Source organism: Pseudoalteromonas sp. SG43-7 (assembly GCF_014164295.1).
GTDB classification, from domain to species: Bacteria; Pseudomonadota; Gammaproteobacteria; order Enterobacterales; family Alteromonadaceae; genus Pseudoalteromonas; species Pseudoalteromonas rhizosphaerae.
On sequence record NZ_JACJEY010000246.1, the window covers coordinates 1 to 239 of the forward strand.

At 47.3% G+C, this 239-nt stretch carries 1 protein-coding gene; it reads right to left on the reverse strand.

Annotation, left to right across the window (positions count from 1 at the left end):
• The coding region (locus tag H5200_RS23710; RefSeq protein WP_182762930.1) for a helix-turn-helix domain-containing protein at positions 1–188 on the reverse strand (188 nt) is incomplete at its 3' end.
• Positions 189–239 lie beyond the last annotated feature (51 nt).

Consider the following 239-nt stretch of genomic DNA (forward strand, 5'->3'; position numbering starts at 1 on the left):
TTCATAACCCGATAAAACGAACTCTCGGATGCTATCCATACCCCTTTATCAAGCAACTTGGGCACTATTTTGCTCGGCGGTAAATGCCCATACTCAGCTGAATTGACTGTTTTGATAATACGCTGCCGCTCTAACTCTGTGAGACGGTTTGGCGGCCGTTTTTTCGTACTCGTTCGCTTGTCAGTCATATCGTCTGCTTCAATCCACCGCTGAACGGTTCTTACCGTCAGCCCAAGTAA